25 protein-coding genes are annotated in these 26,257 nt (G+C 67.1%); 16 read left to right on the top strand and 9 right to left on the bottom strand.

The genetic code is table 11. The features are described from left to right. The first annotated feature begins 37 nt into the window (after positions 1-37). Together BMZ69_RS22825 and BMZ69_RS22820 are read left to right on the top strand one after the other, a co-directional pair. Positions 38-988 carry a LysR family transcriptional regulator gene (locus tag BMZ69_RS22825; protein WP_092161119.1) on the top strand — a complete coding sequence of 317 codons (951 nt, stop codon included), beginning with the start codon at positions 38-40 and terminating at the stop codon, positions 986-988. Next, positions 985-2,430, top strand: a complete 1,446-nt coding sequence (locus BMZ69_RS22820) for an SNF2-related protein (RefSeq protein WP_244543489.1) — start codon at positions 985-987, stop codon at positions 2,428-2,430. The genes BMZ69_RS22825 and BMZ69_RS22820 overlap by 4 nt, the downstream gene beginning before the upstream one ends. A 119-nt stretch (positions 2,431-2,549) precedes the next feature. On the opposite strand, the gene BMZ69_RS22815 is transcribed toward BMZ69_RS22820, so the two are convergent. Further along, positions 2,550-2,732, bottom strand: a complete 183-nt coding sequence (locus BMZ69_RS22815) for a hypothetical protein (protein ID WP_092161117.1) — start codon at positions 2,730-2,732, stop codon at positions 2,550-2,552. 147 nt (positions 2,733-2,879) lie between these two features. On the opposite strand from BMZ69_RS22815, the gene BMZ69_RS22810 reads away from it, so the two are divergent. Genes BMZ69_RS22810 through BMZ69_RS22795 form a run of 4 tightly spaced genes read left to right on the top strand, consistent with a single transcriptional unit; the run spans position 2,880 to position 6,850 of the window. After that, positions 2,880-4,133, top strand: a complete 1,254-nt coding sequence (locus BMZ69_RS22810) for a putative DNA modification/repair radical SAM protein (protein ID WP_092161115.1) — start codon at positions 2,880-2,882, stop codon at positions 4,131-4,133. Further along, on the top strand, positions 4,133-5,581 hold the full coding sequence (locus tag BMZ69_RS22805) for a UdgX family uracil-DNA binding protein (RefSeq protein WP_092161113.1): 1,449 nt from the start codon (positions 4,133-4,135) through the stop codon (positions 5,579-5,581). The genes BMZ69_RS22810 and BMZ69_RS22805 overlap by 1 nt, the downstream gene beginning before the upstream one ends. A 52-nt stretch (positions 5,582-5,633) precedes the next feature. Continuing rightward, positions 5,634-6,395: an SDR family NAD(P)-dependent oxidoreductase gene (locus BMZ69_RS22800; protein WP_092161111.1), complete on the top strand. Its 762-nt coding sequence runs from the start codon at positions 5,634-5,636 to the stop codon at positions 6,393-6,395. Positions 6,396-6,451: 56 nt separating this feature from the next. Then, positions 6,452-6,850 (top strand): VOC family protein, encoded by a 399-nt coding sequence (locus tag BMZ69_RS22795; protein ID WP_092161109.1) that lies wholly within the window; start codon positions 6,452-6,454, stop codon positions 6,848-6,850. On the opposite strand, the gene puuE is transcribed toward BMZ69_RS22795, so the two are convergent. Further along, positions 6,847-8,271, bottom strand: a complete 1,425-nt coding sequence (gene puuE, locus BMZ69_RS22790; RefSeq protein WP_092161153.1) for an allantoinase PuuE — start codon at positions 8,269-8,271, stop codon at positions 6,847-6,849. The two genes, BMZ69_RS22795 and puuE, sit on opposite strands and share 4 nt — an antisense overlap. A 69-nt stretch (positions 8,272-8,340) precedes the next feature. Beyond that, positions 8,341-8,694, bottom strand: a complete 354-nt coding sequence (gene uraH, locus BMZ69_RS22785; RefSeq protein ID WP_092161096.1) for a hydroxyisourate hydrolase — start codon at positions 8,692-8,694, stop codon at positions 8,341-8,343. A gap of 167 nt (positions 8,695-8,861) precedes the next feature. On the opposite strand from uraH, the gene BMZ69_RS22780 reads away from it, so the two are divergent. Both BMZ69_RS22780 and BMZ69_RS22775 read left to right on the top strand, forming a co-directional pair. Then, positions 8,862-10,094, top strand: a complete 1,233-nt coding sequence (locus BMZ69_RS22780; protein WP_092161094.1) for a urate hydroxylase PuuD — start codon at positions 8,862-8,864, stop codon at positions 10,092-10,094. Positions 10,095-10,277: 183 nt separating this feature from the next. Further along, on the top strand, positions 10,278-12,752 hold the full coding sequence (locus tag BMZ69_RS22775; RefSeq protein ID WP_139219150.1) for a glycosyltransferase family protein: 2,475 nt from the start codon (positions 10,278-10,280) through the stop codon (positions 12,750-12,752). A 243-nt stretch (positions 12,753-12,995) separates the two neighbouring features. On the opposite strand, the gene BMZ69_RS22770 is transcribed toward BMZ69_RS22775, so the two are convergent. After that, positions 12,996-14,066, bottom strand: coding sequence for an NAD(P)/FAD-dependent oxidoreductase (locus BMZ69_RS22770; protein WP_092161090.1), 1,071 nt, complete (start codon positions 14,064-14,066; stop codon positions 12,996-12,998). A gap of 126 nt (positions 14,067-14,192) precedes the next feature. Beyond that, positions 14,193-14,627 carry a GlcG/HbpS family heme-binding protein gene (locus tag BMZ69_RS22765; protein ID WP_092161088.1) on the bottom strand — a complete coding sequence of 145 codons (435 nt, stop codon included), beginning with the start codon at positions 14,625-14,627 and terminating at the stop codon, positions 14,193-14,195. Positions 14,628-14,883: 256 nt separating this feature from the next. Here BMZ69_RS22765 and lysM point away from each other — a divergent pair, with 256 nt between their 5' ends. The 6 genes from lysM (at position 14,884) to BMZ69_RS22735 (ending at position 19,920) form a co-directional block, all read left to right on the top strand. Further along, positions 14,884-15,327, top strand: a complete 444-nt coding sequence (lysM, locus tag BMZ69_RS22760) for a peptidoglycan-binding protein LysM (RefSeq protein ID WP_092161086.1) — start codon at positions 14,884-14,886, stop codon at positions 15,325-15,327. 327 nt (positions 15,328-15,654) lie between these two features. Next, entirely contained in the window at positions 15,655-16,707 is a 1,053-nt protein-coding gene (locus BMZ69_RS22755) for a TRAP transporter substrate-binding protein (RefSeq protein ID WP_092161084.1), read from the top strand. Between the two features lie 7 nt (positions 16,708-16,714). Continuing rightward, positions 16,715-17,218 (top strand): TRAP transporter small permease, encoded by a 504-nt coding sequence (locus tag BMZ69_RS22750; RefSeq protein ID WP_092161083.1) that lies wholly within the window; start codon positions 16,715-16,717, stop codon positions 17,216-17,218. Next, positions 17,215-18,534 (top strand): TRAP transporter large permease, encoded by a 1,320-nt coding sequence (locus tag BMZ69_RS22745; protein ID WP_092161081.1) that lies wholly within the window; start codon positions 17,215-17,217, stop codon positions 18,532-18,534. Before BMZ69_RS22750 ends, BMZ69_RS22745 begins: the two co-directional genes overlap by 4 nt. A 19-nt stretch (positions 18,535-18,553) precedes the next feature. Continuing rightward, the gene (locus tag BMZ69_RS22740; protein ID WP_092161079.1) at positions 18,554-18,868 is read left to right on the top strand and encodes a rhodanese-like domain-containing protein; all 315 of its coding nucleotides are present in this window, start codon (positions 18,554-18,556) and stop codon (positions 18,866-18,868) included. 98 nt (positions 18,869-18,966) lie between these two features. Next, positions 18,967-19,920: a YiiG family protein gene (locus BMZ69_RS22735; RefSeq protein WP_092161077.1), complete on the top strand. Its 954-nt coding sequence runs from the start codon at positions 18,967-18,969 to the stop codon at positions 19,918-19,920. Positions 19,921-20,025: 105 nt separating this feature from the next. On the opposite strand, the gene BMZ69_RS22730 is transcribed toward BMZ69_RS22735, so the two are convergent. From BMZ69_RS22730 to BMZ69_RS22715, 4 genes are all read right to left on the bottom strand, one after another. Beyond that, complete coding sequence (locus BMZ69_RS22730) at positions 20,026-20,853, bottom strand: transglutaminase family protein (RefSeq protein WP_092161074.1); 828 nt, start codon at positions 20,851-20,853, stop codon at positions 20,026-20,028. 39 nt (positions 20,854-20,892) lie between these two features. Further along, positions 20,893-21,834, bottom strand: a complete 942-nt coding sequence (locus tag BMZ69_RS22725; protein WP_092161072.1) for an alpha-E domain-containing protein — start codon at positions 21,832-21,834, stop codon at positions 20,893-20,895. Between the two features lie 52 nt (positions 21,835-21,886). Next, the gene (locus tag BMZ69_RS22720) at positions 21,887-23,302 is read right to left on the bottom strand and encodes a circularly permuted type 2 ATP-grasp protein (protein ID WP_092161070.1); all 1,416 of its coding nucleotides are present in this window, start codon (positions 23,300-23,302) and stop codon (positions 21,887-21,889) included. Between the two features lie 107 nt (positions 23,303-23,409). Beyond that, positions 23,410-24,024 (bottom strand): TetR/AcrR family transcriptional regulator, encoded by a 615-nt coding sequence (locus BMZ69_RS22715; RefSeq protein WP_092161068.1) that lies wholly within the window; start codon positions 24,022-24,024, stop codon positions 23,410-23,412. Positions 24,025-24,149: 125 nt separating this feature from the next. Between BMZ69_RS22715 and BMZ69_RS22710 the strand changes: the two genes are divergently transcribed. After that, positions 24,150-25,166 (top strand): saccharopine dehydrogenase family protein, encoded by a 1,017-nt coding sequence (locus BMZ69_RS22710; RefSeq protein WP_175506930.1) that lies wholly within the window; start codon positions 24,150-24,152, stop codon positions 25,164-25,166. Continuing rightward, positions 25,159-26,166 (top strand): saccharopine dehydrogenase NADP-binding domain-containing protein, encoded by a 1,008-nt coding sequence (locus tag BMZ69_RS22705; RefSeq protein WP_092161066.1) that lies wholly within the window; start codon positions 25,159-25,161, stop codon positions 26,164-26,166. Before BMZ69_RS22710 ends, BMZ69_RS22705 begins: the two co-directional genes overlap by 8 nt. The last annotated feature ends 91 nt before the right edge of the window (positions 26,167-26,257 follow it).

The raw sequence follows: 26,257 nt of genomic DNA, 5'->3' as shown, positions 1-26,257 counted from the left end.
CGTTGCCGAGACGGCAAGGGGCCGCTACTGCACGCGCATGCAGACTCCGGCCTTGCGGTATTTCCTGGCGGTGGTGCGGACCGGCTCGATCAGCGCCGCGGCGCAGCGCCTGCGCGTTGCCGGCTCAGCCGTCAGCCGCCAGATCGCCAATCTCGAAAAGGAACTGGATGCCGCGCTGTTCGAGCGGCGGTCGCACGGCATGATCTTGACCCAGGCCGGCCAGACGCTCGCGGCCTATGCCCAGCGGCTCGAGCTGGAGAGCGAGCAGGTCGTCAGCGAGATCCGGGAGTTGCGCGGCGCCAGCAAGGGCCTGATCAGGCTCGGCGTCACCGAGGGCTTCGCCGTCAGCTTCATCCCCGAGGTGATTTTCGCCTTCCGCCAGCAGCACCCGGACGTCGCCTTCGACGTCAAGGTGATGTCGCCGCAGGTCGTCACCGAGCATGTCCGCACCGGCACGATCGATCTCGGGCTGACCTTCGTGCTGCAGCAGGAGCGCGGCGTCACCATCAACTGGCAATGCGCGGCGCGGACCTATGCCTTCGTCGCGCCGCATCATCCGCTCGCGGGCAAGGAGGCGGTCAGGATCGAGGACATCTTCGTCCACCCGGTTGCGGTGCTCGACAGCGAGGCGACGGTGCGCAAGATCGTCGACATCTACTTTTCCGCCCGCGGGCTGACCGTCGATGCGGTGCTGACCTCGACCAATGTCGCGAGCCTGCGCCATTTCTGCAAACTCGGCGGGGCCGTGATGTTCGCCAGCTCGATATCCTTCGGCGCCTCGATCCGTGACGGGTCGGTGGTCGCCCTGCCGCTGAGGGATGGCGACCTGCCGCCGCGCAGCCTGCAGATCCAGAGCATGTCGGGCCGGGCGCTGCCCAAGGTGGTGACCAATTTCATGGGGGCGCTGATCGAGGAACTGCAGCAGGCCGATGTGCTCGCGACCATGGCGACCGAGCGGGCTGTGGTTCCGGAGGCCCGGCAGGCATGAGTGCAGCGGCGAAGGGCGATGCGCCCGAGATCATGGTGCCGCATCCGCACCAGCTCGTGGCACGTGACGCGATCCTGGCAGCGCGTGCTGCCGGTAAGCCCGGCTTCCTTCTCGGCGACCTCACCGGGCTCGGCAAGACGCTCTCGGCCTGGCTCGCCATCTCGGCGATGCCGGAGCAGGAGGTGCTGGTGATCTGCCCGAAGGGCGCGATCCCGCAATGGCGGCGCACCATCGCCCATGCCGGATTGCCGGCGAAGAAGCTCACCCTGATGAATTTTGAGCGGACCAAGTCGCTGCTCGCGCCACCGCCGGCCTCGAACAAGCGTTCGACCCGGGCGAAGAACAATGAGCTCGCCAAGCATGGCACGCCGAAGCGGGTTTGGCCGCTGGTGGTGATCGACGAGGCCCATCGCATCCGCAATCCGAACTCGCAGCAGGGGCTGGTCTGCCGGCAGATGGCGGCCGCTGCGCAGTTCACGATCTATATGAGCGCGACGGCCGGGCAGGCGCCGCACGAACTCTCATATCTGGCGAGATTGCTCAGCGAGGCGACGGGCACACCCGGCGGCGACCTCGACGGCTTCCGGGCGCTGATGAAGCGCTTGAAGATGGGTAGGGCCAAGGGACGCTGGAAGAACTGGAGCTGGGAGCCGAACGAGAGCGACCGCAAGGTGATGGCGGACCTGCTCTATCGCGGCGCCAACGCCATCGGCCTGCGCCGCCGGCCGGAGGAAATCGCCGGCTGGCCCGAGGTGCAGCGCGAGCTCGCTCCGGTCGCGCTCGATGCAAGCGAACGCAAGCTGTACGACGCGACCTGGCGCGAATTCCGGCGTGAGCTCGGTCTCGCCGGCGGTTCGACCCGCAAGCCGGCCGGCTGGGCCGCCGATCTGCGCTTTCGCCAGAAGGCAAGTCTCCTGCGCACCGCCGGTACGGCCGAGTTCTGCCAGGACCTGCTGGAGAATGACGAGCAGGTCGCGATCTCCGTCGCCTTCCTCGAAACCGCGGCGATGCTGGCCGAGAAGCTGTCGGGCAAGGGCTGGCGCGTCGGCTCGATCACCGGCGAGCATTCGGGCGAAGCCAACGAGGCGACGCGGATCGCCTTCCAGACCGGCCACCTCGACGCCGTAGTCTTCACCGTGACCGAGTCGATCTCGCTGCACCGGGCCGAGATGCCAGGCGGCGAACGCGAGCGGGCGCTGGTCGTCCATGACCTCCGCCACAGCGCGATCCAGTTGCAGCAGATCGAGGGCCGTTGCCATCGCGACGGCCAGCACGCGACGATCTTCTACGCCTATGCCGAGGATACGGTGGAAGAGAAGGTCGCCGCGACCGTGCTCGCCCGCATGGCGGCGATGGAGGGCCTGGCCGGCGACGAGACGGCGCTGCTCGACGCCATTGCCGGGGAGGTCGAGCGGGCGGCGCTAGCGAGGGAGGCGGCTTAAACACTGCCCTTTTTCGTCATGGTCGGGCTCGTCCCGACCATCTACGTCTTTGCTCCCCTGATCACATGCGGTGTTCAAGACGTGGATGCTCGCCACAAGGGCGAGCATGACGGTCTCACTCAATTCATCTGCGATCGCGGCGGCTCGTCCGGCGCACGCTGGCCGACGCGTTTGGCCTCGTCGACGACGCGCTCGCTCGCGCCGACCGCCTTGTACCAGAGGTCGCGCGAATAGGCGCCCTGATGGACGATGGCGTCGTAGCCGATCGCGATGACCGCGATCACCAAGAGAATGCGAAACATGGGAAATCCCCCGTCAGATTGGTTCTGGGGCAGAGAACGCGGCGGCGGGAGGCAGGTTCCGATCCGTCGCGCTGCGTGGGGTGCGACGATCATGCAACCTGGAACCTCTGGCGGCCTAGAGGCGTTTGGTCCAGTATAGAACATATCATGAACAAGGAGGCGAGCTTGGCACAGCTCACCACGCTTCAGAAGCTGGAGATCCTCAGCGACGCTGCGAAGTATGATGCCTCCTGCGCATCGTCAGGCACGGCCGGGCGCAATTCGGTCGGCGGCAAGGGCGTCGGCTCGACCACGGGCTCGGGCATCTGCCATTCCTATGCGCCGGACGGGCGCTGCATCTCGCTGCTGAAGATACTGCTGACCAATTTCTGCTCCTACGACTGCGTCTTCTGCATCAACCGCAGTTCGAGCAATGTGCGGCGCGCGCGCTTCTCGGTCGAGGAGGTCGTGGCACTGACGCTCAACTTCTACAAGCGCAACTATATCGAGGGGCTGTTCCTCTCCTCCGGCATCATCCGCTCGCCCGACTACACCATGGGCGAGCTGGTGCGAGTCGCCGAGAGCCTGCGGCTTGAGCATGATTTCCGCGGCTATATCCATCTCAAGCTGATCCCGAGCGCGAGCCAGGATCTGATCGACCGCGCCGCGCTCTTCGCCGACCGGGTCTCGATCAATGTCGAACTGCCGAGCGAGACTTCGCTCAAGCGCTTCGCGCCGGAGAAGCAACCGCTCGACATCCGCAGCGCAATGGGGGGCCTCAAGCTCAGGATCGACGAGGCCGCCGCCGAGCGCGAACGCTCGAAGCGGGCGCCGGCCTTCTCGCCGGCCGGGCAGAGCACGCAGATGATCGTCGGCGCCGACGATGCCAGCGACGCCACCATCCTCCAGCGCAGCGCCCAGCTCTACGGCGCCTATGGCCTGCGCCGGGTCTACTATTCCGCCTTCAGCCCGATTCCGGACTCGTCGAAGCAGTTGCCGCTGTCGGAGCCGCCGCTGATGCGCGAGCACCGGCTCTACCAGGCCGACTGGCTGACGCGCTTTTACGGCTTCGAGGTCGACGAGATCATGGCTGCGGCGCCGGGGGGCATGCTCGACCTTGCCGTCGATCCCAAGCTCGCCTGGGCCCTGCGCCATCGCGGCCGCTTTCCGGTCGACGTCAACCGAGCCGATCGCGAACTGCTGCTGCGCATTCCCGGGCTCGGCACGCGCAGCGTCGACCGTATCCTCGCCATGCGCCGCTTCCGGCGCCTGCGGCTGGAGGATGTCGGGCGACTAGTGCGCTCGCTGCGCGTGCTCCGGCAGTTTATCGTCACCAGCGACTGGCGGCCGGGCGCGGCGCTCGACGGCGAGCGGCTGAAAGCGCAATTGGCGCCGAAGCCGCAGCAACTGGCGCTGCTCTGATGTTCGTCGCGCGTCTGTCCCATCCTGCCGATTTCGAAGGCTGGCGAGGCTTCGCCCGGCGCTTCGCGCAAGCGCTGGTGGCGCCCTCGGCGATCGACTGGCGCGTCGGCGATCATGATACCGGCCTGTTCGGCGAGGACGTGGTCGAGGGCGGCGAGGACAGGGCGCTGAGCGTGCCGCGCGCCTTCGTCGGGCTGGCGCAGGAGGTGATCTGCCACAGCGATCCCGCGCGCTTCGACCTGCTCTATCGCCTGCTCTGGCGCCTGCAGGAGGAGCGTGAGCTGCTCCAGATCGCCTCCGACCATGATGTCCACCGCGCCGAGGCTCTGGCGCGCTCGGTCCGGCGCGACATGCACAAGATGACCGCCTTCGTGCGCTTCCGCGAGGTCGATGACGGGGAGGGTGGCGAGGCTTTCGTCGCCTGGTTCGAGCCCGAGCACCACATCCTGGAGAAAGTCGCGCCCTTCTTCGTCGAGCGGTTCACCACCATGCGCTGGACGATCCTGACGCCGCGCGGGACGCTGCTCTGGGACGGGCGCGAACTCAAGCTCGGCGAGGCGGCGACGCGGGCACAGGCGCCAACCAGCGACGCGATGGAGGAATGGTGGCGGACCTATTACGCCAGCATCTTCAACCCGGCCCGCTTGAAACCGAAGGCGATGAAGGCGGAGATGCCGGTGAAATACTGGCGGAACCTGCCGGAGGCCGAACTGATTTCTCCCCTGATCGCCGATGCCACCAGGCGAACGCAGGAGATGATCATGAGCGCTCCGACCTCACCGCAGAAGCGCAGGGCTACGGCGACTTCCGAACCGGCCACCTCCGATTTTTCCGCGATCGAGAGTTGGGAGGACGCCGCCGTGGCTGCGCGCTCCTGCCGGCGCTGCGATCTCTGGTGCGACGCGACGCAGACGGTCTTCGGCGAAGGCCCGCGCAATGCGCCGGTGATTTTCGTCGGCGAGCAGCCGGGCGATCACGAGGATCTCGCCGGCAAGCCCTTTATCGGCCCGGCCGGCAAGGTCTTCGACCGCGCCATGGCCGATGCCGGGCTCGACCGCGCCCAAGCCTATGTCACCAATGCGGTGAAGCACTTCAAATTCCAGCTTCGCGGCAAGCGGCGCATCCACGAGAAACCGAATGCCGGCGAGGTCAAGGCCTGCCGCTTCTGGCTCGATATCGAGCTCGGCTTCGTCAAGCCGCAACTGGTGGTGGCGCTGGGCGCGACTGCGCTCAAGGCACTGACCGGCCATGCCGGCCCGCTGGCGGCGGCGCGGGGGCGCGAGCTTGTCCTGCCGGACGGGACGCCGCTGCTGGCTACCGTCCATCCGTCCTATCTGCTGCGGCTGCCGGACGAGGAGGCGAAGGAGAGCGAGACGAGGCGCTTCATCGCCGATCTCAAGCATGTCGGCAGCCTCGCGCCAGGCTTGCGCCTGCCGAGAGCGGCTTGACCGGGGCTGGCGCGCAGTGTCCGCTGCCGCCGCGTTTGGAAGAGGCGGGCCGATGTTCGAGGATCTCAAGGGCAAGGGGGTGTTGGTGACAGGTGCGTCCTCGGGACTCGGCGCGCATTTCGCCCGACTGTTGGCAGGAAAGGGCGCGCTGGTCGCCGCCGCGGCACGGCGAACCGAGCGGCTGCAGGACCTGGCGCGTGAGTGCGAGGGTTTGCCGGGCAAGGTCTTGCCGCTTGCGCTCGATGTCAGCTCGGTCGCGGCGATCGAGGCAGGCGTCTCCGAGGCCGCCAGCCTGCTCGGCGGGCTCGACGTGCTCGTCAACAATGCCGGCGTCGGCGAGACGGAAGCTGCGCTTTCGGTCAGCGAGGCGCAATGGGATGCGCAGCTCGACGTCAACCTGAAGGGCTGCTTCTTCGCGGCGCAGGCGGCGGCTAAGGTCATGGCCGGGCAGGGTGGCGGCGGTGCGGTCGTCAACATCGCCTCGATCCTCGGCGAGCGCGTCGCCGGCCGGGTCGCGCCCTATGCGATCTCCAAGGCGGGGCTGATCCAGATGACGAAGGCGCTGGCGCTGGAATGGGCGCGGCACGCCATCAGGGTCAATGCGCTGGCGCCGGGCTACATCGTCACCGACATCAACCGCGAATTCTTCGCCGGCGACGCCGGCGAGGCGCTGAAGAAGCGCATCCCGATGCGCCGGGCCGGGGAGCTCGACGATCTCGACGGGCCGCTGCTGCTGCTCTGCTCGGATGCCGGGCGCTACATGACCGGCGCGGTGGTCGCGGTCGATGGCGGGCATTTGGTCAGCGGGCTCTAGCCGGCCGGAACAGCCGACGCTTCGCCAAGTTGCCTTCACGGAAACAGGAGGACGCCATGCACAAGCCCGAAGGGCACAACGCCGTCTCGCCCTATCTCATGGTCGCCGATGCCGAGAAGGCGCTCGCCTTCGCCAAGGCGGTGTTCGGGGCCGATCCCAGCTTCATCGCAAGGCGCGAGGATGGCGGGATCATGCATGCCGAGCTCAGGATCGACGATTCGATCGTGATGCTGGGCGAAGCTCCGGGAGGGCCGGAATCCCATGTTCATGTCTATGTCGAAGATCCCGACGCCCTGATCGCGAAGGCGGTGGCGGCCGGCGGCACGCTGATCCAGGCGCCGGAGGAGAAGGGCGACGGCGATCGCCGCGGCGGGGTCAAGGACCCCGCCGGGACGACGTGGTGGCTGGCGCGGATGGTCGATCCGGCGGGGCGAAAGAAGACGAACGCGCTCTAGGCTGCGGGCAGCAGTTCTTTCAGCCTGATGAGCGCGATCTTCTCGACTTGCGCGAGCGCCGTCGCGAATTCCTGCTCCGGTGTGCTGGTCAGTCGCTGCTCGAAGGAGGCGAGGATGTCTGCCTTGCTCAGCCCCTTGACCGCCAGGATGAAGGGGATGCCGAAGCGGGCTTTGTAGGCCTCGTTCAGCGCGGTGAAGCGGGCGCGCTCGTCCGAGGTCAGCCGGTCGAGCCCGGCCGAGCCCTGCTCGCTCGCCGATTCCGGCGTCAGCTCGCCGGCTGCGGCGATCTTGCCGGCGAGGTCGGGATGGGCGTCGAGCAGCGTCTTCTGGCGTTCGCGCGGCGCCTTGCGCATCACCGCGACCATCGCGGCGTGCAGGCCTTCAGCGTTGTCCTGCGCCGGCGAGAGCCCGGCGGCATGGGTCTGCTCGGCGATCCAGGGCGAATGCTCCCATACGCGGCCATAGATCTCGGTGAACAAGGCCCGCGGCAGCCGCGAGGGCTGGTAGCCGCCTTCCGGCGGATGCGTCCTGACCCAATGGCGGGCGATGTCGAGCCGCGTCGCGACCCAGACCCGGTCATGGCTCTGGACATAGTCGAGGAAGCGGGCGAGCGCCGCGGCGCGGCCGGGCCGGCCGACGAGGCGGCAATGCAGGCCGACCGACATCATCTTCGGGGCGGTCTCGCCCTCGGCATAGAGCGTGTCGAACGAGTCCTTGAGATAGGCGAAGAACTGATCGCCGCTGTTGAAGCCCTGCGGCGTGGCGAAGCGCATGTCGTTGGTGTCGAGCGTATAGGGCACGGCGAGCTGCGGGCCGTGCGGCCCCTTCAGCCAGTAGGGCAGTTCGTCGGCATAGACGTCGGCGGTGTAGAGGAAGCCGCCTTCCGCCATGGTCAGCGGGATGGTGTTGACCGAGCTGCGCCCCTGATAGCAGCCGAGCGGGCGCTCCCCGGCGAGCTCGGTCTGGATCCGGATCGCCTCGAGGATATGGGCGCGCTCGATCTCGACGGGGGCGTCGCGGTAGTCGATCCATTTCAGGCCGTGGGTCGCGATCTCCCAGCCGGCCTCCTGCATCGACGAGACGATCTGCGGATAGCGCTGCAGGGCCGAGGCGACGGCAAAGACCGTGACCGGCATGTTGCGCTGCGTGAACATCCGCCACAGCCGCCAATAGCCGGCGCGCGAGCCGTATTCGTAGATCGACTCCATGTTCATATGGCGCTGGCCGGGCCAGGGCGCGGCGCCGACGATCTCGGAGAGGAAGGCCTCCGAGGCGGCGTCGCCATGCAGGATGTTGTTCTCGCCGCCCTCCTCGTAGTTGACCACGAACTGCACGGCGATCCGCGCTTCGCCCGGCCAATGCGGATGCGGCGGGGTGCGACCATAGCCGACGAGGTCGCGGGGATAGGGGGAGGCGCTCATAGGCAAATCGAAGTCCATGTCACGGTGATTCAAGTGCGGCTTGCAAGCCGTTGGCGACAGATTCGTTTTTTAGCTGCCGCGATAGGTGGAATAGCTCCAGGGCGAGGCGAGCAGGGGCACGTGGTAGTGCCCCTCCGGCTCGGCGATGGCGAAGCGGATCGGCACCAGGTCGAGGAAGGCGGGCTCGGGCAGTGTCGTGCCGAGATGGCGGAAATAGTCGCCGATGGCGAAGGTCAGCTCATAGCTGCCGACCAGCAGCGTGCCGCTGAGCAGGGGATGGTCGGTGCGGCCATCGGCATTGGTCACCACGTCGACGATGCGGCTGCGGCTGCCGTCCGGCAGCAGCGCGTCGAGCGCGATCGCGACACCCGCGGCCGGCTTGCCATTGACCGTGTCGAGCACATGCGTCGACAGACGCCCCATGCCTGATCCTTTCCCCGTTTGCTGTGTTCGCCCGGCGCAATGCCGCTTGCCTTCCAAGGCTGCGAACCTAGTCTGGAATCCGATGCAAGTTCCCTCCCGGATTCCGCCCTGTCAATTCGCGCGCACGCGGCCCCGATCGGAGTCCGTCCGTGCTTGAGGCCTATTTGATGGAGTGGGGCAGTCAGCTCCTGCGCTGGCTGCATGTGATCGCGGCGATCGCCTGGATCGGCTCGTCCTTCTTCTTCATCCATCTCGACGCGTCGCTCAGGGCCGCGCCCGATGCGCCTAAGACCGAAGCCGGCCAGCCGACGCAGTTCCTCGCCTGGCAGGTCCATGGCGGCGGCTTCTATGCGATGCGCAAATATCTGGTCGCGCCGGAGGTGCTGCCGAAGGAGCTGACCTGGCACAAATGGCAGGCCTACTGGACCTGGATCTCCGGCTTCTTCCTCTTGGTCTGGGTCTATTACGCCCAGTCGGAACTCTATCTGATCGACCCGGCGGTGATGGCGCTGTCGCCCTTCGCGGCCGGCGCGATCGGGATCGCGGCATTGGCCGGCGGCTGGCTGTTCTACGACCTGCTCTGCAAGTCGCCGCTGGGGAAGAACGACGTCGTGCTCGGCCTGCTCGGCTTCGGCTATGTGGTTACCGCCAGCTGGGCCTTCGCCTCGGTCTTCTCCGGGCGCGGCGCGCTGATCCATACCGGCGCGCTGATGGCGACGATCATGTCGGCCAACGTCTTCTTCGTGATCATGCCGGGCCAGCGCAAGACCATCGCCGCGATGGTCGCCGGCGAGGTGCCCGATCCGAAATACGGCAAGCAGGCCAAGCAGCGCTCGCTGCACAACAACTACATCACCTTGCCGGTGCTGTTCCTGATGCTGGCGAACCACTACCCGGTGACCTACGCCAATTCGGCGGTGATTCCGGTCCTGGTCGCGCTGATCATCGTCGCCGGCGCGCTGATCCGCCACTTCTACAATGTCCGCCATGCCGACCATGCCAAATCCCCCTGGTGGACCTGGGCGGTGGCGGCGCTGGCGCTGTGGCTCGCCTTCTGGGTGGCGATGGCGTCCTCGCCCGGCGGGCGCGAGCGTCTCGGCCTGAAGCCGCTCGATTCGGTGAAGCCGGTGATGCTCGCCGGCCTCGTCGCGCCGTCGCCGGAGGTCGCCAACATCGTCACCGGGCGCTGCGCCATGTGCCATGCGCCCGAGCCGTCCTGGCCCGGCATCGGCATCGCGCCCAAGGGCGTCTTCCTGCACGAGCCAGAATTGATCGCCCGCCAGCGCCGCGCCATCGGCGTACAGGCGGTGCTGACCCACGCCATGCCGCCGAACAACCTCTCGGGCATGACCGCGGATGAGCGGCGCGTCCTCGCGGCCTGGGTGGCGCAGAAGCGCTGAGACGGCGTGCCGGCAGCAGCGGCATGGTGACGCTGTCGCGCCACAGCCGCGCGCCCGATCGACAGCGTTCAGTTTCATTCAGTTTCGGTTCATCGCGGAACCTTCATCGTCGATCCTGATCACATCGGCGTGATCGGCGCGTGATCATGCGCGCCGGGCGCGCCGGGGGCCTTGGGGGTCCAGTTGAAAGCCGTGTGGAGATCGGGCTCCAGCTATTGGCTGGCGGCCGTGCTGTTCTGTTGCGCCTGGGTGGCGCTGTGCTGGCCCTGGCTTTCGGGGGCTGTGACGATTCCGTTCGACGCCAAGGCGCATTTCCAGGCGCAAATCCAGTTCCTGGCGCAGGCGCTGCACTCGGGCCAGTCGCCGTTCTGGACGCACAACGTCTTCGCCGGCTCGCCGCAGGTCGCCGATCCGCAATCGCTGATCTTCTCGCCGGCCATCCTGCTGGCGCTTTTCAATCCCTCGCCGAGCTTCCGTGCGGTCGATGCCTATGTGCTGGCGCATCTGCTGGTCGGCGGGCTCGCCATGCTGATGTTCTTCCGCGACCGCAACTGGCATCCGGCCGGCGCGCTGCTCGCGGCGCTGGTCTTCGCCTTCGGCGCCTCCGCCGCCTGGCGCGTCCAGCATGTCGGGCAGATCGCCAGCTTCGCCTTCTTCGGGCTGTCGTTCTGGCTGACGGCGCGGATGCTGCAGCGCGCCTCGCTGCGCTATGGGCTGCTTGCCGGCTTTTCCGCCGGCATGATGGTGCTTGAGCCCGACCAGGTCGCGCTGCTCGGCGCCTATATCCTGATCGGCATGGTCGTCGCCCATTGGCTCTCGGAGGGCTGGGCGGGCGTCCGCGAGAGCATGGCGCCGATCGCGGCCGCGTGCTTTGCCGGCCTCGTCACCATCGCCGTGCCGCTGCTCTGGACCTGGCTCTTCGCCGAGGCGACGACGCGGCCGGCCATCGATCTCGTCGAGGCGGGCAGGGGCTCGCTGCACCCGGCCTCCCTGCTGACCGCCTTCGTCGGCGACCTGTTCGGCGCGCGCGATCCGGCCATCGACTTCTGGGGTCCGTACAGTCCGCAATGGAATGCCAAGGAGCTCTTCCTGTCGCAGAACATGGGGCAGGTCTATGTCGGCGCGCTGCCTTTCCTGCTGTTGATCGTGCCGGGTCTGACGCGAGGCTGGCTCTGGGACAAGGCGATCCGGCCCTACACCATCCTGTTCGTGCTGATGGTGCTGTTCGCGCTCGGGCGCTACACGCCGTTCTTCCACCTGGCCTATGACTACCTGCCGGGCGTGAAGGCGTTCCGCCGCCCGGCCGACGCGACCTTCCTGATCGGCGGGCTCGCCGCCGTTCTGTCGGGCTATCTGCTGCACCGCATCCTGCGCGAGGAGCAGCGCCGGCTGCTCTGGCGCGAACTTGGGATCGGCGCGGCGGCGCTGGCAGGTCTTCTCGTCGTGGCGCTGCTGGTGTCGCGGCAGGAGGGGCATCTCGGCGACGCCGTCCTGCCGGGCGCCAGCGCGCTGGCCTGGTTTGTCACGGCGATGGCGCTCCTCGTGGCATTGACGCGCTGGCGCGGCGTTGCGGCGCCGCTGGCGGCGAGCCTGATCGTCACGGGCGTCGTCGCCGCCGATCTCGCCGCGAACAACGGCCCGAACGAATCGACGGCGCTGGCGCCGGAGCTCTATGATGTGCTGCGGCCGGAGACCAAGAACGAGACCGTCGCGGTGCTGAAGAAGCTCACGGCGCAGCCGCCGGATTCGGCCCGGCGCGACCGGGTCGAACTCCTCGGCATGGGCTTCGAATGGCCGAATGCCGGCATGATCCACGGCTTCGACCATACGCTCGGCTACAACCCGCTGCGGCTGGCGGATTTCTCGGACGCCGTGGGCACGCGCGACACGATCGCAGGCCCCGACCAGCGCGTGTTCACGCCGCTGTTCCCATCCTATCGCTGTCGCCTCGCCGATTTTCTCGGCCTGCGTTACATCGCGACGCGGGTGCCGATCGGCCAGGTCGATCGCTCCCTGCGCGCCGGCGACCTCAAGCTCGTCGCCTACACCAAGGACGGCTACATCTACGAAAACCCGCGGGCGCTGCCGCGCGTGATGTTCGTCGGCGGCTGGCAGCTCGCAGATTTCGAGGGGATGAAGTCTGCCGGCAAGTGGCCGGAGGCCGATCCGCAGCGCGTCGTCCTGCTCGACCAGGAGCCGGAGCCCGGCGTGCCCGAGGGACCGGTCGCGAGCAATGCCGAGGTCAAGCTGAAGCGCTACCGCAACACGGTGGTCGAGATCGAAGTCACGACCGCCCAGCCTGGCTTCGTCGTGCTCAACGACATCTGGCACCCCTGGTGGAAGGCCGAGCTCGACGGGCAGGAGGTCGATATCCTCAGGGCGAATGTCCTGTTCCGCGCCGTGCAGGTCCCGGCCGGTACACACAAGATCCGCTTCAGCTTCCACCCGCTCGACGGCGCGATCGCCGAATTGCGCGACCGCGTGACGCCGCCGGAGGAGGAGGGCGTGGTCGCGGAGGCGCCGGCCCATAGCGGTCCGTCGGGCTCGCCGGCGACGCGGATCCAGCCGGTGCCGGCCGAGCCGGTCGCGCGCCCGGCGCACGACATGGCTGCGCATGACATGCTGCCGCCGTCGTCAGCGATGTCGGCTGTGCGGTAGGCCCCGCGCTCTGTCGTTCCGGTGGCAGGCCGTAGGCCTAAGCCCGGAATTCATGAACACTGGCTTTTCGTCATGGTCGGGCTTGTCCCGACCATCCCCGTCTTCGTTGGTCGAGGGGCGTGTTCAAGACGTGGATGCTCGCCACAAGGGCGAGCATGACGAACTGGAACAATGTCATGTTCATGGGTTCCGGGCTTGCCGCTTCGCGGCTTGTCCGGGATGACAGCGTTGAGACGCTAAGCCTCAGGCCACGCCGAGCTTCTTCTGCAGGGCGCTCGACGAGGTCGTGTACTGGAAGGTCAGCCGCTTCTCCGGATAGACGTAGCGGTGGACCTTCTGGGCGGCGAGTGCCGCCTCGTGGAAGCCCGACAGGATCAGCTTGAGCTTGCCCGGATAGGTGTTGATGTCGCCGACGGCGAAGATGCCGGGCACGTTGGTCTCGAACTTCTCGGTGTCGACCGGGATCAGGTTCTCGTGGAGGTTCAGGCCCCAGTCGGCGATCGGGCCGAGCTTCATCGTCAGCCCGAAGAAGGGCAGCATGGTCCCGCAGGCGATCTCGAACTCGGCGCCGGCATTGTCGCGGCAGATCGCGCCGTGCAGCTCGTTGCCCTCGCCCTTGAGACCCATCACCTGGCCGAGCTTAAGGTCCATCGCGCCGGAGGCGACCAGGGCGCGCATCTGCTCGACCGAATGGGGGGCGGCGCGGAAATCGTCGCGGCGGTGCATCAGTGTCACGCGCTTGGCGATCGGCTGCAGGTTCAGCGTCCAGTCGAGCGCCGAATCGCCGCCGCCGACGATCAGGATCTCGCGGTCGCGGAAGGCCTCCATCTTGCGCACCGCATAGTGCACGCCGCCGCCGTCGGCGCGGCCCTCATAGGCCTCGATGCTTGGGATCGGCGGCTTCTTCGGCAGGAACGAGCCGCCGCCGGCGGCGATCAGCACCGACTTGGCCTCGAACACTGTGCCGGCATCGGTCCGCAGGCGAAAGCGCGGCGCCTCGGCGGTGCCGAGCACCTCGACCTTCTCGATCATCTGGTTGAGATGGAAGGTCGCGCCGAAGGGCTTGATCTGCTCCATCAGATTGTCGACCAGCCCCTGGCCGGTGACGAGCGGGAAGCCGGGAATGTCGTAGATCGGCTTTTCCGGATAGAGCTCGGCGCATTGGCCGCCGACCTTGGGCAGGATGTCGACGAGATGGGCCTTGATGTCGAGCAGGCCGAGCTCGAACACGGCGAACAGGCCGCACGGGCCGGCGCCGATGATCAGCGCGTCGGTCTGGACGGTCTCGCCCTCGATGGCGGCGGCGATATTCATCGTTGTGGTTCCTGAAGACGGCTTCAAGGGCCGCCGGTGACCTCCCGATGCCGGAAATCCGCCGGCCTTGCAATGCGACATGGCGCAAGGCCGGGCGGGCCGGGCCGCATGCGAGGATACCAGAATTCAGCCGCCGGTTTCGGCGGTGAGTCCGGCTGCCGCGATGCCGGCGACCGCAGCTGCCTCGTCATTGTCCGAGGTATCGCCGGAGATGCCGACGACGCCGATCAGGTGGCCATCGGCATCGCGAACGAGCGCACCACCGGGGACCGGCACGACCGGCCCACCGACCGAGGCGGCGACGCCGTTGATGAAGTGCGGGCGCTCCAGCGCCATCTTGTTGAGCGTGCGCGGGCCGACACCGAGCGCGATCGCACCATTGGCCTTGCCGAGCGCGATCTCGCCGCGCTTCAGGCTGGTGCCGTCCTGGGCGAGGAAGAACTTCTGCGCGCCGCGCGCGTCGAGCACGGCGATGGCGAGCGGCTTCAGGCCGTTCTCATGCGCATATTTCAGCGCGCCGTCGACGATCAGGCTGGCCTGGGCGAGGGTGAGAGCGATCATCGGGGGCCTTTCGCAAGTGTCGGCATCGTTCTACCCCGTTCTGCCAGTGCCGGCGACGCGAGGGAAGGGCAGAGCTCACCTTTCGTCTTGCAGTTGTCGTTCCGAGCAGGCTTCATGGCTGGCCTGCCTAGGAGTGTGTTCCGCAAGGTGATCGCCACTTTTGCGACCAGAACATGCGCCAAGGCTGTCGAGTTGCGCGGGGCCCGATCGTCCGGCCAATCCTGGCGGGGCGGCCAGCGCATGAGGAGAACACGCTATGGGTCTGTTCAGTTTCATCAAGGATGCCGGCGCCAAGATCTTCGGGTCGAGCTCGGCCAATGCGGCAACGGCTGACGAGTTGCAGAAGGAACTGGCGGGCCATGGCCTGCCCTCGGACGTCAAGATCGACGTGTCCGGCGACAAGGTGAAGGTCTCCGGCAAGGCGATGACCACCGAGGAGGCCGAGAAGATCATCCTGGCGATCGGCAACACCGCCGGCGTGGGTTCGGTCGAATCGGAGCTGATCGTCAACAAGGAGGCCGCCGCCGCCGTGTTCTATACGGTGAAGAAGGGTGACACCCTCTGGAAGATCGCCGAGGAGCATTACGGCAAGGGCAAGGGCGCCAAATACACCGAGATCGTCAAGGCCAACACGCCGCCGGTGAAGGACCCCGACCTGATCCAGCCGGGCTGGGTGCTGCGCATCCCGCCGCTGGCCTGACATGGCATCGCCCTGGCGGTGGGGCAAACAGTCCTGCCGCCGGCACTTGCCAATTGGTTGCGAATGAAACTATTGTGACCTGGGCGCCATCCTCCGTGGCGCCCGAGTTGTATTACGGCTGGCTTCATTCTCGATCTTGCACCGTTGCGATGAGCCAAATCACGATGTGTCGGCTGAAATGCGAGATCGGGGGCTCGTTTTTTTGTCCAAGCATCGAACCGAAAAGTGAGTTCCACTTTTTGGTGCGATGCACTAGGCGATCTTAGCCGCGCAAAAAAATGCGGCAGGGGTGAACGAAACAATCCAGAATTCCCGGGAGGGGACCTCATGACTTTCGATCGTCGCAGATTCCTGACGCTCGCCGGCTCGGCCGTAGCTGCGCCGGCCGTGCTGCGCGCCACGCGTGCCAATGCCCAGGAAGTGACGCTGCGCATGCACCACTTCCTGCCGCCGGTGGCGAACGGGCATTCCAAGTTCCTGAAGCCCTGGGCCGACAAGGTCGGCGCTGAATCGAACGGCCGGATCAAGATCGACATCTTTCCGTCGATGCAGCTCGGCGGCACCCCGCCGCAGCTCTTCGACCAGGCCCGCGACGGCGTGGTCGACATCGTCTGGACGCTGCCCGGCAACACGCCCGGCCGCTTCACCGGCATCGAGGCGTTCGAGCTGCCTTTCGTCGCCAACAAGCGCGCGCTGGTGAACTCGCTGGCGCTGACCGACTATGCCAAGGAGCACCTCAAGGACGAATTCAAGGACATCCATCCGATCTGCTTCTGGGCGCATGATCACGGACTGATCCACGCCAACAAGCCGGTCAAGACGATGGAGGACCTGAAGGGCCTCAAGCTGCGCTTCCCGACCCGGCTCGCGGGCGAGGCGCTGCGCGCGCTCGGCGCCAACGCCATCGGCATGCCGATCCCGCAGGTGCCGGAATCGCTGGCGCAGCGGGTGATCGACGGCTGCGTCGTGCCCTGGGAGGTCGTGCCCTCGATCAAGGTGCAGGAACTGGTCAAGAACCACACCGAGATCCCGGGCTCGCCGACCTTCTATGTCGCGACCTTCGTGCTCGCCATGAACAAGGCGAAATACGAGGGCCTCGCACCCGATCTCAAGGCGATCATCGACAAGAACTCCGGCGCCGCCGCCTCGGCGATGGCCGGCAAGGTCTGGGATGAGCAGGCCGTCGTCGTCTCCGAGATGGTGAAGAAGCGCGGCAACAGCATCGTCACCATCGAGCAGGCCGAGGCCGAGCGGTGGCAGAAGACGACCGCGCCGGTGATCGAGGGCTGGCTCAAGACCGCCAAGGACAAGGGGCTCGACGGCGACAAGCTGCTTGCGGCTGCCCGGGCTGCGCTGACCAAGCATCAGAACGCCGCCTGAGCGCGCAATGACAGACAGGGTGGTGGAAAGGCCGCCATCGCGCATCGACGCGGTGGCGGAGGCGGTCGCGCTCATCGGCGGCGTGCTACTGATCGCGCTCGCGACCATGGTCGTGGTCAGCGTGACCTTGCGCAGCGATCTCGTCGGCGCGGCCGGCGTGCCCGGCGACTTCGAGCTGGTGCAGATGGCGACGGCGGTCGCAGCCTTCTGTTTCCTGCCGTTCTGCCAGCTCCGGCGCGGCAACATCTTCGTCGACACCTTCACTCTCAAGCTGCCGCAGCGCTGGCGCGACGGCATCGATGCGCTCTGGGACATGGTCTACGGCCTCGCCATGGCGCTGATCGCCTGGCGGCTCGGCGTCGGTGCGCGCTCGGCGCTCGCCAGCGGCGAGAACACCATGGTGCTGCAGCTGCCGAGCTATCTGCCGATCGCGCTCTGCGCGGTGCTCGCCGGCTTCGTTTCGCTCGCCGCCTTCGTCAGCGCCAGCCGCCTCATGAGGCAGCCCCGATGAGCGGCGCGTCCCTGGCCGTGACCGGCTTTGCCGTCATGCTGGCGCTGATGGCGCTGCGCCTGCCGATCGGCCTCGCCATGCTGGTCGTCGGCAGCGCCGGCTATATCCAGCTCAACGGGCTCGAGCCCTTCCTCAACTATATCCGCACCACGCCCTACCAGATCTTCGCCAATTATACGCTGTCGGTGATCCCGCTCTTCGTGCTGATGGGCGCCTTCGCCGAGCGTTCAGGACTGGCGGGCGACCTGTTCAAGGCGGCCTCGGCCTTCATCGGCCATCGCCGCGGCGGGCTCGGCATGGCGATGATCGGCGCCTGCACCGGCTTCGGCGCGATCTGCGGCTCCTCGGTCGCGACCACCGCGACCTTCGCCCGGGCCGCGCTGCCGCAATTGCGCAGCTATCGCTACGATCCCGGCTTTGCCTGCGGCGTCACCGCGGTCGGCGGCACGCTCGGCATCCTGATCCCGCCCTCGGTGATCCTGGTCGTCTATGCGATCTCGACCGAGCAGAACATCGCCAAGCTGTTCCAGGCGGCGCTGATCCCCGGGCTGATGGCGGCGACGTTCTACTGCATCACCATCTGGATCATGTCGCGCATCGACGGCACGCTCGCGCCGGCCCATGAGCGCACGCCCTGGCGCGAGCGCTGGCCGCTGCTGATCGGCGTCATCCCGGCGTTGACGGTTGCCGTCATCGTTGTCGGCGGCATCTATGGCGGCGTCTTCACGCCGACCGAAGGCGCTTCGGTCGGCGCCTTCATCATGCTCCTGATCGGGCTGTTCCGGCGCACGCTCGGCCCCGGCGAGATCAAGCAGGCGATCCTGCAGACGGCCGAGACCTCGGCGATGATCTTCGCCATCCTGCTCGGCGCGGAGGTGTTCAACGCCTTCCTGGCGCTGACGCAGGTGCCGACCGCGGCGGCGGAGATGATCGCGGCCTCCGGCTGGGCGCCCTATACGGTGCTGGTCGGTCTGCTCTTGTTCTACATCGTGCTCGGCGGCGTGATGGACGAGCTCGCCATGATCCTGCTGACGCTGCCGGTGTTCTTCCCGATCGTGACCGCGCTCGATTTCGGCATGCCGACCGACGACATCGCGATCTGGTTCGGCATCCTCGTGCTGATCGTGGTCGGCATCGGCATGACCTGCCCGCCGATCGGGCTCAACGTCTTCGTCGTCGCCTCGCTGGCGCGCGACGTGCCGGTGACGCGCATCTATCGCGGCGTGCTGCCCTTCGTCGGCGCCGACGTGATCAGGCTCGGCATCTGCGTGGCATTTCCGGCGCTCACACTCTATCTGGTGAAGCTCCTGAATTGAGCGCCACGAGAGCTGCAGCATGATCGTACACGACCTCGACATCGACGCCATCAAGGCGGGCCTCGCCGACGGCTCGATCCTCATCGTCGATGTGCGCGAGCCGCATGAATTCGCTGCCGGGCGCATTCCTGGCGCGGTGTCGCGGCCACTCTCGCAGTTCGATCCGGCCGACCTGCCGAACGAGCCGGGCAAGCGCATCGTGCTCTCCTGCGCTGCCGGGGTGCGCTCGCTGCGGGCGCTCGAATTCGCGCAGGCTGCGGGGCTCGACATCGACAGCCACTATCTCGGCGGCTTCAAGGATTGGGCAATGCGGGGGGAGCCTGTCGAGCGCTGAGGCGCTCCCTCAGGTCGCCTTTTGGTTGCGGTCAGCTGCGCCAGCGTCGATAACGTGGCGCGGCCTCAAGCCCGGCCGTGGTCGACCAAAGGTGCCCTATGAAGGCCTCCCGCCTGCTGAGCCTCTCCCTCGCAGCCCTGCTTTGCTCCGTGTCCGCGACGCCGCCCGCCTTTGCGCAGGCCGCCCCGCAGACCGCAGCGAAAAAGCCGGCGCAGGATCCCGAGCTGCAGGCGGCGATCGCCAAGTCGAATGCCTATACCTCGCTCTCCAACCGGACGATCCGGGCGATCGAATCCTGGGATCGCTACAAGAGCTGGGTCGACATGAAGAAGGGCCCGACCGGCAAGGAGCGCTACATCTCCTACGGGCTCTACAGCCTCTATGACGTCAAGGACGAGATCGCCAAGGCCGAAGCCGCCGCCGGCCAGCCGCCGGCGCAGCCCGAGCTCGACGCCGCCGTGAAGCGCTACATCGCCGCCTACCAGGAGCTGGCGCCGCTGATCACCCGGGCCGAGCGCTATTACGAGCGCAAGGACTATCGCGACGACAACGCCGCCGAGGGCCGCGAGCTGCACGCCAAGATGGTGCCGGCGGCGGAGGCCTTCCTGCGCGAGCGCAACGCCTTCAGCGCCCAGCTCAACGGCTACAAGAAGGGCATCGATGCGCGCGAGCTGGCGGCGATCGAGGCGAGCGAGGGCCGCCAGGCCCGCTGGCAGCTGCGCAACATCATGATCAATGCGCGCGCGGTGATGGACGTGATGCCGAGCAACGAGAAGCCGATTGTCGATCTTGCCGCCTTCGACACGGCGCTCGCCGGTTATTCCGGTGCGATCAAGGAGATGGACCGCTTCAAGGACAGCAACCCGTCCGGCGTGCCGATGATCGATTCCTCCGCCAGTTCCTGGCTCGGCAATCTGCGCGATTTCCGCGAGAAGCTCGGCAAGTCGAAGGGGGATGTCCGCAAGGGTGCAGCCAACGATGCCAACCGCATCGTCTCCAGCTACAATATGATGGTGAGCATGGCCGACAGCGCCGCGCGCATGATCCGCTGAAAGTTGGTGCGCGGCCGAGTGGCTCCGTCATTCCGGCGCCCCGCTTCGCTGCGGCCGGAATGACGGGGGAGGATGATGGAAAGCCGGCGCGGGTGTCCTGCGCCGCTATTGCCCCTGGAAGCGCGGCTTGGCCGCCTGGGCCCTGACCTCGACCAGGAGGCTCTCGCCCTGGCCGCCGGTGCGGGCGCCGCGGACCGGGGCTGCGTCGGCGAAGTCGAGCCCGGCGGCGACGCGCACATGGGTGTCGATCGGGCAGAGCCCGTTGGCGGCATCGAAACCGATCCAGCCATACTCCGGCAGATAGGCCTCGGCCCAGGCATGGGCGCCGTCGGCATGGGGCAGGGTCTCCGAGGCCGCGACATAGCCGGAGACATAGCGTGCCGGGGCGCCGAGCAGGCGTGCGCAGGCCACGAAGACATGGGCGACATCCTGCGGGATGCCTTCGCCGGCCTCGGCGCAGGCGGCCGCCCCGATGCCGAGATGATCGGCCGTCGGCACGCAGCGGAGCTCGGCTTTGATCGTCTCCATCAGCGTATGCAGCCTGGAGAGGTCGCTGCCGCCGCGGCTGGCCGCCTTGTCGGCGAGCGCCCGCAAGGCTTCGTTGCCCTGCGTCAGGCGGGTGTCGCGCATGAACACGTCCGGCGGCACCTTTTCGGTCACCCCACGGACCGCGCCGGCAAGGTCGATTGTCTCGACCAGGCCGTTGATCTCGATCGTGTAGCCCTCGATCGCCCCTTCGGCCGAGAAGTCGTGGGTGATGTTGCCGAACGGGTCCTGACCGGCGTGCAGGCGCCCGTCGATATCGGGCGCGATCCGCCATGACATGACATGCTGGCCGTCATGGTCGCGCGGCGTCAGCCGCAGGACCTGCCTGAGCTGGCGCGCCGGCTCGGCATAGGAATAGGCGATGCTGTGGGAGATCCGGATCCGCATGCGGTGAGGAATCCAAATTCGAGCGCGGAAGGGAAGCTCTTATTGCAGGTATTGTTCGACGATGACGTTCCCGAGGCGGTTGTTCTCGGTGATGAAGTCCTCGATGAACTCGTGCAGCCCGCGCTGGAGCACCGCCTCGATCGGCGTATTGGCAAGGCCGGTCAGGGTCTTGCGGGCCTGGCGCTGGGCCGGCCCATGCCGGTTGTAGGCGTCGCCGATCTGGTCGAGGAAGCGCGAGATGTTCTCATAGCAGCTCGCCAGCGAGCGCGGCATGCGCCGGTTGAGGATCAGCAGGTCGGCGATCAGCACCGGCTTCACCGCCTGGCGATAGACCCAGTGATAGGCGGTCAGCGCCGAGACCTCGCGCAGCATCGTGGTCCACTGGAAATAGTCGAGCGAGCCGCCGACCTGCTCGGTCTCGGGCAGAAGGACATGATACTTCACGTCGAGGATGCGGGCGGTGTTGTCGGCCCGCTCGACATTGACGCCGAGGCGCGAGAACCAGTAGCCATCATCGCGCAGCATGGTCCGGTAGGCCGAGCCGTCGAAGGCGAGCGAGACGTTCTTCACCCAGTCGAGGAAGCGGGCGAACTCCTCGCGGTCCATGCGCTGGCGCTCGAAGCGCTGCAGTTCGAGCCAGGCGCCGTTGAGCGCGTCCCACATCTCCGAGGTCAATGCGGTGCGCACGGCGCGGGCGTTCGAGCGGGCGAGGGCGAAGCAGTTGCGGATCGAGGAGGGATTGTCCGGATTGAAGCTGAGGAAGTCGCAGACATTGCGCTCGTTCGCCTCGCCATAGGCCTTGGCGAAGGTCTCCTCGCAGCCGGCGGTGGCGACGGCGCTCTGCCATTCGGTGCCGGCGCCGCCGTAGGCGGAGGGCAGGTTGGTCAGGCGGGTGGTGGCGTCGAGGATGCGGGCGAGATACTCGGCCCGCTCAACATAGCGCGAGACCCAGTAGAGGCTGTCGGCGGTACGGGAAAGCATGCTCAGATCCGGGATTCCGGGGTGAAGCTATCGAAGGCGGGAACGGGCTTCGTCATGCGTCGAGCACCCAGGTGTCCTTGGTGCCGCCGCCCTGGCTCGAATTGACCACGAGCGAGCCTTCCTTGAGCGCGACGCGGGTCAGCCCGCCCGGCACGCAGGAGATGCCGTTGGCGCCTGAAAGCACATAGGGCCTGAGGTCGACATGGCGCGGCGCCACGCCCGAGGCGACGAAGGTCGGGCAGGTCGAGAGCGCCAGCGTCGGCTGGGCGATGAAGCCCTCGGGCTGGTTCTTCAGCTTCTTGCGGAAGGTCTCGATCTGCTGCTTGCTGGCATGCGGGCCGACCAGCATGCCGTAGCCGCCGGAGCCGTTGACCTCCTTGACGACGAGCTTTTCGAGATTGTCGAGCACATAGGCGTTGGCCTCGGGCTCGCGGCAGCGATAGGTCGGCACGTTCTTCAGGATCGGCTCCTCGCCGGTGAAGAACTTCACGATCTCCGGCATGTAGCTGTAGACCGCCTTGTCGTCGGCGACGCCGGTGCCGACCGCATTGGCGAGGGTGACGTTGCCGGCCTTGTAGGCGCCGATGATGCCGGGCACCCCCAGCACCGAGTCACTGCGGAACACCAGCGGGTCGATGAAGTCGTCGTCGATGCGGCGGTAGATCACGTCGACGCGTTTGGGCCCTTGCGTCGTGCGCATGTAGACGACGTCGTCCTTGACCAGCAGGTCCGAGCCCTCAACTAGCTCGACGCCGAGCTTGTCGGCCAGGAAAGAGTGCTCGTAGAAGGCCGAATTGTACTGGCCGGGCGTCAGCAGGCAGATCGTCGGGTCGGAGGAGGCCGTGCGCGGCGCGACCGAGCGCAAGGTCGCCAGCAGCTGGTCGGGATAGTTGTCGACCGGCGCGACGCGATGCGTGGCGAAGAGCTCAGGGAAGAGCCGCAGCATCACCTCGCGGTTCTCCATCATGTAGGAGACGCCGGAGGGCGTGCGGGCATTGTCTTCGAGCACATAGAAGGTGTCGGCGTCGACGCGGACGATGTCGATGCCGGCGATATGGCAGTAGATGCCGTGCGGCACCTGGAAATCGACCATCTCGAGCTGGTAGCAGGCGTTGCGATAGACCAGCTCGGGCGGGATGATCCCGGCCTTCAGGCACTCCTTCTTGCCGTAGACGTCGGCCAGGAACATGTTGAGCGCGGTGACGCGCTGGCGCAGGCCCTTCTCCAGCTTGGTCCATTCCGGCTTGGTCAGGACGCGTGGAATGATGTCGAAGGGGATCAGGCGCTCGGTCGATTCCTCGTCGCCATAGACGGCAAAGGTGATGCCGATCCGGCGAAAGAACAGCTCGGCCTGCGACCGGCGCAGCGCCAGCATCTCGGGCGGCGCCTCCTTCAGCCAGCGATCCAGTTCGCCATAGGCCGCCCGCAGGCCACCTTCTCCCCCTGTCATCTCGTCGAATGCGACCATGCAGCCGTCTTCCCCTGTTTCGGGTAGCCTATGCGCATTCGCTCCAGTTGGGGAAGGGGTTCTTTGCCAAGCACTTTGGCTAGGCTTGCCCACTTCTTGAGCAGAGGTTAGCTCGCCGCAGCCGGTGCGCCGATCGTCGCCGTGACCAGGGTTGCCAGCGTTGTCGCAGCCAGCCCCTCGTCGACATGGCCGCGCAGCAATTCGAGCGAGATCGCCTCGCCTGCGCCGAGGATGCCGATGCAGCGCAGGTTCAACTCCTCGGCTGTCAGATGGCTCGCATGCGGCGCGAAGGCATCCTGCCAGATGCCGACATAGCGGGCGACGAGCTCGCGCTGCACCGCCTCCATCGCCTCGCTGCCCTTCAGCGCGGCCGAGAGCGCGTACCATTCGGTGCCGACCTCGCGGGCGCAGCTCATATAGGCCGCCGCGATCGTCGCGGCGATGGCGTCGATCCGGCCCGCCGTGGTCTTCAATGTGTCGACGAGCAAAGCCGTCTGCCGGTCGTCGATGCGCCGGAAAAGCTCGACCATCAGCGTCTCGCGGGTGCCGAAATGATCGTAGGCCACCGGCTTGGTGACGCCGGCGCGTTCGGCGACGCGCGCCAGGGTCAGCGCTTCCGTGCCCTCTTCGCGGACCATCTCCTGCGCGCAGGCGAGCAACTGCTCACGGCGTTCCTGCTTCGGCAGCTTGCGGCTTGAGGCGACGGCGAAGGTCTGTGGCATGGCGATTCAAGAATCCCGGCGAAGGCCCGCTTGACAAGAGGGAAATCACATTCCTACTTATAGTAAGTTACCTTTAGTAGTAATGCCAAGCCTCTCGCGGCTGGCTCCGTCATGGAGACCATCAGATGTCCAGCATACAGCACCCCGTCCTCGTCATCGGCGGCTCCGGCGTCGTCGGCGCGCAGGCTGCCGCAGCGATCCGGCGCCTGCATCCGAACCTGCCTGTGACGATCGCCGGTCGCGACCTCGCCAAGGCACAGGCCGTCGCGGGCAAGCTCGGTGTCGAGGCGCTCGCCGCCGACCTGTCGAAGCCCGATCTCGGCTTGCCCGAGACCGCGCGCTTCAGCGCCGTGATCGTCTTCGTCAAGGATGACTGGAGCACAGCGCTGCGCTTCGCCCAGCGCCATGGCATCCCCCATCTCAGCGTCTCCAGCGGCGCCTTCGAGATCGGCATCGAGGCCGCGCGCTTCATCCATGCGCCACAGGCCGCGCCGGTCGTGCTCGCCAGCCAGTGGCTCGCGGGCGCGACCCTGTTTCCGACGCTGGAGTATGCCAAGGCCTTCCGCTCGATCGACCGGATCCATGTCGGCGTGTTGCTCGACGAGCAGGACATGGGCGGGAAAGCCGCTTCGGCCGACTATGAGCGCATCACGCAGTCGGGCTCGGCGGCATTGGCGGTGAAGGATGGTCGCTTCGCCTGGATTTCGGGGGAGGAGGCGAAGGCGCATTATCGCAGCGTCGATGGTACCGCGTTGCCCGCTGCCGCCTACGGCCCCCTCGACATCCTCAGCCTCGCCACCGCGACCGATGCCAGGAACATCCGCTTCGATCTCGCCTTCGACGTCTCGGCCAGCCGTAGGCGCGGCGAGCCGTTCTCGACCGAGGGCGTGATCACGATCGAGGGCATGCTGCATTCGGGCGAGCCCGTCACGCGGACGTATGAGGTTGTGCACCCGCGGGGGCAGGCGCCGCTGACCGCGCTCGGCGTCGCGCTGGCGACCGAGCGGGCCCTTGGGCTTGCCGGCGGCGAGGCGTTGAAGCCCGGCCTCTACTTCCCCGACAGCGTCATCGACCCGGCCTACTATGTCGCCCGGATGAGGGAGTTCGGCACGGTCTTCACGGAGGCCAACGCCAATGGCTGATCCTGTTTTCGGTCCTGTCCTGATTCTGGGCGGCTATGGCAGCGTCGGCTCGCGCACGGCCCGCGCCCTGCGCCAGCTTCATCCCGACCTGCCGCTGGTGATTGCCGGACGCGATACTGCGAAGGCCAAGGCGCTGGCGGCGGAACTCGGGCACGCAACCAGCGCCCCGCTCGATCTCGAACACGACGATCTCGGCCTTCCGGCCGATCTCAAGCCGGCGGTGGTGCTGATGGCGGTACGTGATCTCTCGCTGCGCACGCAGCGCTGGGCGGCAGCCCAAGGCGCGGCCTATGTCGCGCTGTCGGATGGCGTCTTCGAGGTTGGCCCCGCCATCGCCGGTTTCATCCGCCAGCCGCATGCTGCGCCGGTCGTCCTCCTCGGCCACAGCATGGGCGCGGTGCCGGCGCTCGCGGCGCTGCACGCCGCCTCCGATTTCGAGCGCGTCGATGCGATCGAGGTCGGTCTCGTCTTCGATCCGGCCGACCCGCTCGGGCTCGCCTCGCAGAAGGACATGGATCGCATCGGCGCGATCGGCCCAGCGCCGCTGGTCAGGTCGGAGGGGCTTTGGCGCTGGATCGGCGCGCCGCAGACGCAACGCAGCTTTACCGGCGTCGACGGACGCGTGCATGACGGCGCGACCGTCGGCTTGGTCGACGTCTTCAGCCTGTCGGCGAGCGAGGCCAGGAGCGTGCGCGTCGATTTCGCCGAGGGGCGGACGGCGAGCACCCTGCGCGGCGAGGGACCTTCGCATGAGGTGATCATCGAGATCACAGGATTGCGCAAGGACGGCCGGGAAGGGCGCTTCCGCTGGGAGCTGGTCGATCCGGACGGTTACGCCGCTCTGAGCGCCAAGGGCATAGCGGTCGTGATCGAGGGCCTGTTCGGACTTGCGGGCAAGGGCCGGCCGACGAGCGGATTGCATCTGCCAGAGACGCTGGTCGAGACGAGGCATCTGGTCCGGCGGCTGGCCGAATTCGGCATCGCGCTGCGCGAGGTGTGAGTGTCTCTCGTCATGGTCGGGCTCGTCCCGACCATCCACGTCTTCTTTTGACGAGGGCCGTGTGCAAGATGCGGATGCTCGCAGAAGAGCG

It is taken from the genome of Allobosea sp. CRIB-10, from assembly GCF_900112185.1.
Classification (GTDB): Bacteria; Pseudomonadota; Alphaproteobacteria; order Rhizobiales; family Beijerinckiaceae; genus Allobosea.
This window is presented reverse-complemented; position numbering and strand designations above follow the sequence as displayed.

Coding starts and splice junctions, on each gene's coding strand:
- BMZ69_RS22825 (WP_092161119.1), top strand. CDS start 38: ATGCAGACTCCGGCCTTGCGGTATTTCCTGGCGGTGGTGCGGACCGGC.
- BMZ69_RS22820 (WP_244543489.1), top strand. CDS start 985: ATGAGTGCAGCGGCGAAGGGCGATGCGCCCGAGATCATGGTGCCGCAT.
- BMZ69_RS22815 (WP_092161117.1), bottom strand. CDS start 2,732: ATGTTTCGCATTCTCTTGGTGATCGCGGTCATCGCGATCGGCTACGAC.
- BMZ69_RS22810 (WP_092161115.1), top strand. CDS start 2,880: ATGAACAAGGAGGCGAGCTTGGCACAGCTCACCACGCTTCAGAAGCTG.
- BMZ69_RS22805 (WP_092161113.1), top strand. CDS start 4,133: ATGTTCGTCGCGCGTCTGTCCCATCCTGCCGATTTCGAAGGCTGGCGA.
- BMZ69_RS22800 (WP_092161111.1), top strand. CDS start 5,634: ATGTTCGAGGATCTCAAGGGCAAGGGGGTGTTGGTGACAGGTGCGTCC.
- BMZ69_RS22795 (WP_092161109.1), top strand. CDS start 6,452: ATGCACAAGCCCGAAGGGCACAACGCCGTCTCGCCCTATCTCATGGTC.
- puuE (WP_092161153.1), bottom strand. CDS start 8,271: ATGAGCGCCTCCCCCTATCCCCGCGACCTCGTCGGCTATGGTCGCACC.
- uraH (WP_092161096.1), bottom strand. CDS start 8,694: ATGGGGCGTCTGTCGACGCATGTGCTCGACACGGTCAATGGCAAGCCG.
- BMZ69_RS22780 (WP_092161094.1), top strand. CDS start 8,862: ATGGAGTGGGGCAGTCAGCTCCTGCGCTGGCTGCATGTGATCGCGGCG.
- BMZ69_RS22770 (WP_092161090.1), bottom strand. CDS start 14,066: ATGAATATCGCCGCCGCCATCGAGGGCGAGACCGTCCAGACCGACGCG.
- BMZ69_RS22765 (WP_092161088.1), bottom strand. CDS start 14,627: ATGATCGCTCTCACCCTCGCCCAGGCCAGCCTGATCGTCGACGGCGCG.
- lysM (WP_092161086.1), top strand. CDS start 14,884: ATGGGTCTGTTCAGTTTCATCAAGGATGCCGGCGCCAAGATCTTCGGG.
- BMZ69_RS22755 (WP_092161084.1), top strand. CDS start 15,655: ATGACTTTCGATCGTCGCAGATTCCTGACGCTCGCCGGCTCGGCCGTA.
- BMZ69_RS22750 (WP_092161083.1), top strand. CDS start 16,715: ATGACAGACAGGGTGGTGGAAAGGCCGCCATCGCGCATCGACGCGGTG.
- BMZ69_RS22745 (WP_092161081.1), top strand. CDS start 17,215: ATGAGCGGCGCGTCCCTGGCCGTGACCGGCTTTGCCGTCATGCTGGCG.
- BMZ69_RS22740 (WP_092161079.1), top strand. CDS start 18,554: ATGATCGTACACGACCTCGACATCGACGCCATCAAGGCGGGCCTCGCC.
- BMZ69_RS22735 (WP_092161077.1), top strand. CDS start 18,967: ATGAAGGCCTCCCGCCTGCTGAGCCTCTCCCTCGCAGCCCTGCTTTGC.
- BMZ69_RS22730 (WP_092161074.1), bottom strand. CDS start 20,853: ATGCGGATCCGGATCTCCCACAGCATCGCCTATTCCTATGCCGAGCCG.
- BMZ69_RS22725 (WP_092161072.1), bottom strand. CDS start 21,834: ATGCTTTCCCGTACCGCCGACAGCCTCTACTGGGTCTCGCGCTATGTT.
- BMZ69_RS22720 (WP_092161070.1), bottom strand. CDS start 23,302: ATGGTCGCATTCGACGAGATGACAGGGGGAGAAGGTGGCCTGCGGGCG.
- BMZ69_RS22715 (WP_092161068.1), bottom strand. CDS start 24,024: ATGCCACAGACCTTCGCCGTCGCCTCAAGCCGCAAGCTGCCGAAGCAG.
- BMZ69_RS22710 (WP_175506930.1), top strand. CDS start 24,150: ATGTCCAGCATACAGCACCCCGTCCTCGTCATCGGCGGCTCCGGCGTC.
- BMZ69_RS22705 (WP_092161066.1), top strand. CDS start 25,159: ATGGCTGATCCTGTTTTCGGTCCTGTCCTGATTCTGGGCGGCTATGGC.